A 6,870-nucleotide genomic window follows, 5' to 3' on the forward strand; every position below is an offset into this window, starting at 1 on the left:
TCTAGTCCCCGGCTGACCAAGGGGACTAGATCACCACCTGCGTGCCGATTTCAACCACACGGCCAGTAGGAATATGGAAGTATTCCGTGGCATCGGTAGCATTGCGGGCGAGGCCGATGAAGATCTTGTCGAGGAACAAGGGCATCCCGCCCTTTGGCGACGATTTCAGCGAACGACGCGACAGGAAGAAGGAGGTCGACATGATGTCGAACTTCCAGCCGAGCTTGCGGGCCAGCGCCAGGGCCTTGGGAATGTTCGGCGTCTCCATGTAGCCGAAGGTGACGACCACCCGGTAGAACAGGTCATTATAGGCGTCGATCCTGATCTTCTCGTCGTCCGGCACGCGTGGCTTGTCGGAGGTGAGCACCGTCAGGATGACGTTCTTTTCGTGCAGCACCTTGTAGTGCTTGAGGCTATGCAGAAGCGCGGTTGGCGCCCCCTCGATGTCGCTGGTGAGGAATACCGCCGTCCCCGGCACCGTCATCGGCTTCTTCTTGCTGAGGTTCTCGACCAGGAACTCGAGCGGCACCTCGTCGCGGCGGGTCTTCTCGCTGAGCCGCTTGCGGCCCATGATCCATACCCACATCAGCGCCGCAACCACCAGAGCGGCAACCGCCGGCACCCAGCCGCCCTGCAGGATCTTGGAGGCGTTGGCGGTGAAGAACGCCCCGTCCAGCAGCAGGAACGGCACGATTACCAGCAGCACGGCGCCGGGATGCCAGTTCCAGCGCCGCCACATCACCACGGCAAGCAGCACGCCGGTGACCAGCATCACGCCGCTCACGGCGATGCCGTAAGCGTTGGAGAGTGCCGCCGAGCTGCCGAACGACAACACCAGCAGCAGCACCAGGATCATCAGCATCGCATTGATCTGCGGCATGTAGATCTGGCCGGATTGCGTGTCGGAGGTGTGCTGCACCGTCATGCGGGGCAGGAAGTTGAGCGCGATGGCCTGCTGCGCGAGGCTATAGGTGCCGGTGATCACCGCCTGGCTGGCGATAACGGTCGCGACCGTCGCCAGCAGGACGAAAGGCAGCAGGAACCAGTCCGGATGCATCTGGAAGAACGGGTTATCCGTTGCTCCTACCCCATGATAGAGGACGAACGCCCCCTGCCCGAAATAGTTGAGCAGCAGGCACGGAAACACCAGGACAAACCAGGCGATGACGATCGGCCTGCGGCCGAAGTGCCCGAGGTCGACATAGAGCGCCTCGGCGCCGGTGATGGCGAGGAAGATCGCGCCGATCACCACGAAGGCGATGTTCCAGTGGGTGATCAGGAAGCTGATGCCGTAGGCCGGGTTCAGGGCCAGCAGGACCTCGGGCTTGTCGATGATATGGATCAGCCCCGAGATCCCCAGCGTCAGGAACCACAGCCCCATGATCGGTCCGAAAGCGATCGAGATTTTGGCCGTGCCGAACCTCTGTACCGCGAACAGGCCGATGATAATGACCACCGTCATCGGCACCACCCAGCTGGTCAACTGAGGAGCGATCAGTTCGACGCCTTCCACGGCGGAAAGCACGGAAATGGCGGGCGTAATGATGGCGTCGCCGAAGAACAGCGCCGCCCCCAGCACGCCGAGCGCGGTGATCCAGCCGCCTTTCGCGACGCCGGATCGCGCCAGACTCATCAGCGACAGCGTGCCGCCCTCGCCCTTGTTGTCGGCGCGGGTGACGAAGAAAATGTACTTGATGGTGACCGTAGCGGTCAGCGCCCAGACAATGAGCGACAGCAGCCCCAGCACTTCAGCTTCGGTCGAAGCGGCCCCCGGCCGCACGGCCATCGCTTGTCGAAAGGCATAGATCGGGCTGGTCCCGATATCGCCGTAGACGACGCCAAGGGCGCCGAGGGTGAGGATGGGTAGTCTGCCTTTGGCGTGGCCGGTTTGTTCGGTCGCCGCAGCGCCGGCCGTCACGCCGGACGAAGTGGTCTGGGTCATATGCCCTTCGCTCACCCTGTTATGGGGTGGGCGGCTGTCTACACCCGACCACCGGCGCACTCAACGGTCAAATTCCGCTAAGGTTCGCATTTGCTGATGGACAGTTATGCGGATTTGCGGGGGCAAGACAAAGAAAAAGGGGACGGCGCCATGGGAAGCGCCGCCCCCGACCGGGGTGCGAAAGGAGGAGAACCCCGGAAACTACCGGCGGTCGCCCTTAAGCGGCCTTGGCCGCGGCAGCCGCATCGGCCTGGCGGGCATTGCGGGTGGCATTGGTCCACCAGACCAGGTTGTCGAGCATCTCGGGCACGAAGAAGTCGAAGTTGCCCTTGGTCTCGTCCCAGCTCTTCTGGCCCATCATGATCGGGATGAAGTCCGAGCCACCGATGTGGACAGCGTGACGAACGGGCACGGCCTGCAGCTCAACCATGATGTTGCGCAGGTGCTCGATGGCGCGGGCGCCGCCGACCGAACCGTAGCCCACGAAGGCCACGGCCTTCTTGATGAAGGGCTTGTAAGCCCAGTCGATGGCGTTCTTCAGCGCGCCGGTGATCGAGCGGTTGTACTCGGCGGTGACGACGATGTAGCCGTCGAACTCGTTGAGCTTGGCCTGCCACTTGGCGGCAATCTCGTTCGGCGTCGGCATCCAGAAGTCGGATGCGGCCGCGTCGAACAGCGGAAGCGGGTAATCCTTCAGGTCGACGATCTCGACATCGACATCGCCGCGGGCGGCGACGTGGCCGGCGATCCAGCTGGCCGGCTTGTCGCCGAAGCGGGTCGGGCGGATCGAGCTGATGATCACGGCAATCTTGGGTTTGGACATTTGCTGCACTCCAGTATCAAAATGTGACTAGCGGCAAATAAGTGCCCAAGGTGGTGCCGCACAAGCAGGCACCTCGATGAAGCGAAGGCACACAGCCCAGCCCCGGTTACATCCCTGTGCGTGGGGTTACAGCGTTGTAAGTGAAGCAGTTCCGGCGGTTTCGCGACCCGGGTCGGGCGTGCGTCGGCCAACGCCGCTCATTCGCACGGGAGGCGAAATGCAGCGTTCGCGATTATCGAACGATGGGTAGCCGAAGACGGATCAGCGCAGGCCGAACGAATAGGTCCAGGCGAGCGCCTTGAGCCCGGAATCGTCGAGCTCGGGGTGTTTTGGCTGCAGTTGCTCGATGGCGCGCTCGGTGAGGCTCTTCTTGGAGCGTTTCTCCAGCCCGTCGACTGGCTGCTGCAGCTCCTCGAGCAGGGCGAGGATGCGTTGCTTGAGCTCGGTGCCCTCGGCTTCACCGAAGCGCTGCACCAGATGCGGCGTCTTGGCCCGCGGGAACGGCGAGTTGCCGAAACCGGTATAGAGCACCAGGGCTTCGTTGATCGGGTCGCTCATCGCCTGCTCGTATGCAACTGCTCTCAAAGCCATATGGCAACCCGCCCAATCCGTGGAAGGCTCCAACTTGGTCCATCCACCGTTGAAGCGAAATAAGCGGCAATGGCGGTAGTTAAGTCGGATTTGACCGCCAACCACGGGTTGCCCGTTAACATATGTGCGAAAGCGCACAGTCGGCTGCGGTATTCACTACGCCTGGCAGAGCCGATTGCGCAGAGCACGTAGTCGGGTCAGTGTCCGCCCCATCGTTTTGGGGAATTTTGATGAAGCTGTTCGTTGTGGCCGTGCTGGCCATCATGTCGTTGTTCACGACCACTGCTATGGCCGGTCCAGCGCTGCGGCTCTGGGTCAAGAGCGCCTCGAAGGTGACGATCAGCGAACTCTACATCAGGAGAATGGCCACGGACGACTGGGGCGCCGAACGCCTGCGTGGCAAGCACCTCGAACCGAAGGGCAAGATGCAGTTCATGCTCGAGGACGGCGTCGATAAGTGCTGGGTCGACCTTCGGATGCTTTCGATGGCAGGCAAGGAGTATGCCTACTACGCCGCCAACCTCTGCGAGGAAGGCCACACCTTCACCTTCCGCGGCCGGCCCTAACCAACTGCCCCGCCTTCGCCCATATGCGCTAAGTTAGGGTCGTGCCCCACCCACCGGGTCATTCCCGCGAAAGCGGGAACCTCTGTTTTCGTGCCCGCGGCACGATCGCAAACGTAGTTCCCCGCTTTCGCGGGGATGACACCGAGTTTGGGGGATTGGCAGAGCCTCAGGCGGCACGACCTTAACTTAGCGCGTATGCCTTCGCGGGGCCAGACTTCACGAGCGCTCGCGCGTCAGGCGCAGGCGATCTTGTAGTGCCGCACGGTCTCGGCCATGCCGTAGATCAGCGCGTCGGCAGTGATGGCGTGACCGATCGAAACCTCGGCGAGGTCCGGGATCGCCTGCTTCAGCGGCGGCAGGTTGACGAGGTTGAGGTCGTGCCCGGCATTGACCAGTAAACCACCCTGCCCCGGCCGCGCATTGTGCCCGGCGGCGCGGGCCGCATCGGCAGTCTCGCGCAGCGCTTCGAGATGTACGGCCTGCAACTCCGGCTTCAGCGATCCGCCATAGGGGCCGGTATAGAGCTCCACCCGGTCCGCCCCGACATTGGCCGCCGCCGCCGGAGCCGCGGGGTCGGCATTGATGAACAGCGACACCCGGATGCCGGCCTGCCGCATCCGCTCGATCGCCGGGGTCAGCACGGCGCGATTGGCCTCGATGTTCCAGCCGTGGTCGGAGGTCGATTGCAGGGGATCGTCGGGCACGAGGGTCACCTGGTCCGGCGCGGCGCGCTCGACCAGGGTCAGGAAATCCTCGGTCGGATAGCCTTCGATGTTGAACTCACGCCCCGGGTAATCCTGGCGCAGCAGGGTCACCAGCTCAAACACGTCGGTGCGCCGGATGTGCCGCTCGTCGGGCCGCGGATGCACGGTGATGCCGTCAGCACCCGCATCGAGCGCGATGCGGGCAATGCCGGTAACGCTCGGCCAGGGCACGGAGCGCCGGTTGCGCAGCATGGCGACGGCATTGAGATTGACGCTGAGATGAGTCATCGCGGGACCTCGGCAGAACTGGGCGGAGGCTTACCCCATCGGATGCCACCGGGCCAATCGAACGTTTTGATGAGCCCGATCAGCGGCGGAGATGGCCTCGCGCGGCGCGGGCCGGCATCACGCCACCGGCACGAGCCGGCGCTTGCGCTCATCGAGCACCACGATGGTGAGGCCGGCGGCCACCACCAGCACTATGCCGCTGATGGCGAGGAGGTTCGGGAACTGACCGAACACGACGAGACCCGACAGCACCGCCCAGAAGGTGAAGAAGTAGTAGAACGGCGCGACGACGCCGGTTGGCCCGACGCGATAGGCCATGAAGATGAAGAAGTGCCCGAAGATCAGGAACAGCCCGGCGCCGGCGAGCAGCAGCAGGTGACGCGTCTGAGGCACCACCCAGTTTTCGGTCAAGAGGTGCATCGCCGCTGCCCCGAGCAGGACGACAATGATGGCCGACATGGCGACGATCATCCCCGGCACCTCGGCTGCGACCCGCCGGCCGGCGAGATCGCGCACCGCGCAGAGCACGGCATTGGCCAGCGCCAGCACCGCATAGATCGAGATCCCCTGCATGGTCGGCTGCGCCACCATGATGGCGCCGATGAAGCCGACGCCGATCAGCGCCATGCGCACCCCGCCGATCCGCTCGCGGAACAGGATCGAGGCGCCGAGCAGCACCAGCAGCGGGGTGATCTGCCCCAGCGCCGAGGCATCGGCGATCGGCATGTTGGCGAGCGCCACGACGTAGCAGAGGATCGCCACGGTCTCGGCGAGGTTGCGCGCCAGCACGCGCCGCTCGAACACCAGCGGCAATTGCCGGCCGTAGCCCAGCGCCAGCATCAGCGGCAGCCCCCAGATGAGGCCGGCGCAACCGCGCAGCATCAGCACCTGATAGGGCGGCAGGCCCTCGGTCGCGAGCTTCATCAGCGTGTCGTTGATCACATACGAACAGGTCGCGATGACCATGAACAAGGGCCCGCGAAACGGGTGCGATGCGAACGACACTGGTGACTTCCCCTCGAAGAAAAGCCGGGATCGCTCCCGGCCCAGACCTTCTACATGCTTTCCGGCCCGGGCGAAATCGCCGAGGCCTTGCGCTGTCGCCGCGCGCTGATCTCGGTGATATGCGCATCCCCCCAGGCGCCCAGCGGCTCCAGCGCCTTGTTGAGCGAAGCGCCCAGTTCGGTCGCTGAATACACCACCTTGGGGGGAATCTCGTGGAACACTTCGCGGTGCACGATGCCATCGGCCTCGAGTTCGCGCAGGTGCTGGATCAGCATCTTCTCGGTGATGCCGGGAACGGCGCGCTTCAGCTCGCCGAAGCGGCAGGGTTTTTCGGCGATGGCCCAGAGCAGCAGGGCTTTCCATTTGCCGCTGATCACATCGATCGCCGGGGCGAGCCCGCAGACATAGGGAACCTCGACGGCGGCATCATGGCCATTCCGCCGATGATCGGCCGACCGGAGACGCTGATCCTCACCAGCGGCTCAGCGGCGGCCCGGGCGGTATCGCACGACGTTCTGGCGAGCTTCGGCTCCAGCCGCTACCTCGGTGGCGACCCCGGACACGCCGCGCTCTACGACCTGGCGCTGCTCACCGCGATGTACGGCATGTTCGGCGGCTACCTGCAGGGCACTGCGCTGCTCCGGGCCGACGGAATTGCGGCAGCCGACTTCGTCGAGATGGCGCAAGCCTGGCTCACGGCAATGCAAGCGAGCCTGCCCGAGATGGCGCGGCAGATCGATGCTGCCGATTACGGCCGCAACGTCGCCTCCAACCTCGCCATGCAGGACGCCGCCTATATCAATCTGATCGATGCCAGCCGGGCGCGAAAGCTCTCGACCGATTTGATCGAGCCGATGCAGCGGCTGTTGCAGAAGGCGGTGGCCACCGGCCGAGGCGGTCACGACATCGGCAGCATGGCCGAGCTGATCCCCGTCGCTTATTCCCACTTGA

General features: G+C 64.2%; 8 protein-coding genes. 2 read left to right on the plus strand and 6 right to left on the minus strand.

The genetic code is table 11. The annotated features are described in order from the left end of the window. Window positions 1-25: 25 nt before the first annotated feature. The 3 genes from VW23_RS22875 to VW23_RS22885 form a co-directional block, all read right to left on the minus strand. Window positions 26-1,942 (minus strand): potassium transporter Kup, encoded by a 1,917-nt coding sequence (locus VW23_RS22875; protein ID WP_069911804.1) that lies wholly within the window; start codon window positions 1,940-1,942, stop codon window positions 26-28. A gap of 217 nt (window positions 1,943-2,159) precedes the next feature. Continuing rightward, a complete protein-coding gene (locus tag VW23_RS22880; RefSeq protein WP_069911805.1) occupies window positions 2,160-2,765 on the minus strand; it encodes an NADPH-dependent FMN reductase in 606 nt (201 codons plus the stop codon). A 261-nt stretch (window positions 2,766-3,026) separates the two neighbouring features. Beyond that, window positions 3,027-3,323 carry a hypothetical protein gene (locus tag VW23_RS22885; RefSeq protein ID WP_069911806.1) on the minus strand — a complete coding sequence of 99 codons (297 nt, stop codon included), beginning with the start codon at window positions 3,321-3,323 and terminating at the stop codon, window positions 3,027-3,029. A 263-nt stretch (window positions 3,324-3,586) separates the two neighbouring features. On the opposite strand from VW23_RS22885, the gene VW23_RS22890 reads away from it, so the two are divergent. Continuing rightward, on the plus strand, window positions 3,587-3,922 hold the full coding sequence (locus VW23_RS22890) for a hypothetical protein (protein WP_069911807.1): 336 nt from the start codon (window positions 3,587-3,589) through the stop codon (window positions 3,920-3,922). 233 nt (window positions 3,923-4,155) lie between these two features. On the opposite strand, the gene VW23_RS22895 is transcribed toward VW23_RS22890, so the two are convergent. The 3 genes from VW23_RS22895 to VW23_RS22905 form a co-directional block, all read right to left on the minus strand. Next, the gene (locus tag VW23_RS22895; RefSeq protein WP_069911808.1) at window positions 4,156-4,914 is read right to left on the minus strand and encodes a pyridoxine 5'-phosphate synthase; all 759 of its coding nucleotides are present in this window, start codon (window positions 4,912-4,914) and stop codon (window positions 4,156-4,158) included. Window positions 4,915-5,031: 117 nt separating this feature from the next. Beyond that, entirely contained in the window at window positions 5,032-5,919 is an 888-nt protein-coding gene (locus VW23_RS22900) for a DMT family transporter (protein WP_244513710.1), read from the minus strand. A 50-nt stretch (window positions 5,920-5,969) separates the two neighbouring features. Then, complete coding sequence (locus VW23_RS22905) at window positions 5,970-6,296, minus strand: winged helix-turn-helix transcriptional regulator (protein WP_280139001.1); 327 nt, start codon at window positions 6,294-6,296, stop codon at window positions 5,970-5,972. A 51-nt stretch (window positions 6,297-6,347) separates the two neighbouring features. Here VW23_RS22905 and VW23_RS22910 point away from each other — a divergent pair. Beyond that, window positions 6,348-6,870 (plus strand): imine reductase family protein (locus tag VW23_RS22910; RefSeq protein WP_483088802.1); only part of this gene is annotated, 523 nt, incomplete at its 3' end.

The sequence above is a fragment of the Devosia insulae DS-56 genome, assembly GCF_000970465.2.
GTDB classification, from domain to species: domain Bacteria; phylum Pseudomonadota; class Alphaproteobacteria; order Rhizobiales; family Devosiaceae; genus Devosia_A; species Devosia_A insulae.

What these genes read in the sequence shown, in the direction of transcription:
- VW23_RS22875 (WP_069911804.1), bottom strand. Translation starts at nt 1,942, where the DNA reads ATGACCCAGACCACTTCGTCCGGCGTGACGGCCGGCGCTGCGGCGACC.
- VW23_RS22890 (WP_069911807.1), top strand. Translation starts at nt 3,587, where the DNA reads ATGAAGCTGTTCGTTGTGGCCGTGCTGGCCATCATGTCGTTGTTCACG.
- VW23_RS22895 (WP_069911808.1), bottom strand. Translation starts at nt 4,914, where the DNA reads ATGACTCATCTCAGCGTCAATCTCAATGCCGTCGCCATGCTGCGCAAC.
- VW23_RS22885 (WP_069911806.1), bottom strand. Translation starts at nt 3,323, where the DNA reads ATGAGCGACCCGATCAACGAAGCCCTGGTGCTCTATACCGGTTTCGGC.
- VW23_RS22880 (WP_069911805.1), bottom strand. Translation starts at nt 2,765, where the DNA reads ATGTCCAAACCCAAGATTGCCGTGATCATCAGCTCGATCCGCCCGACC.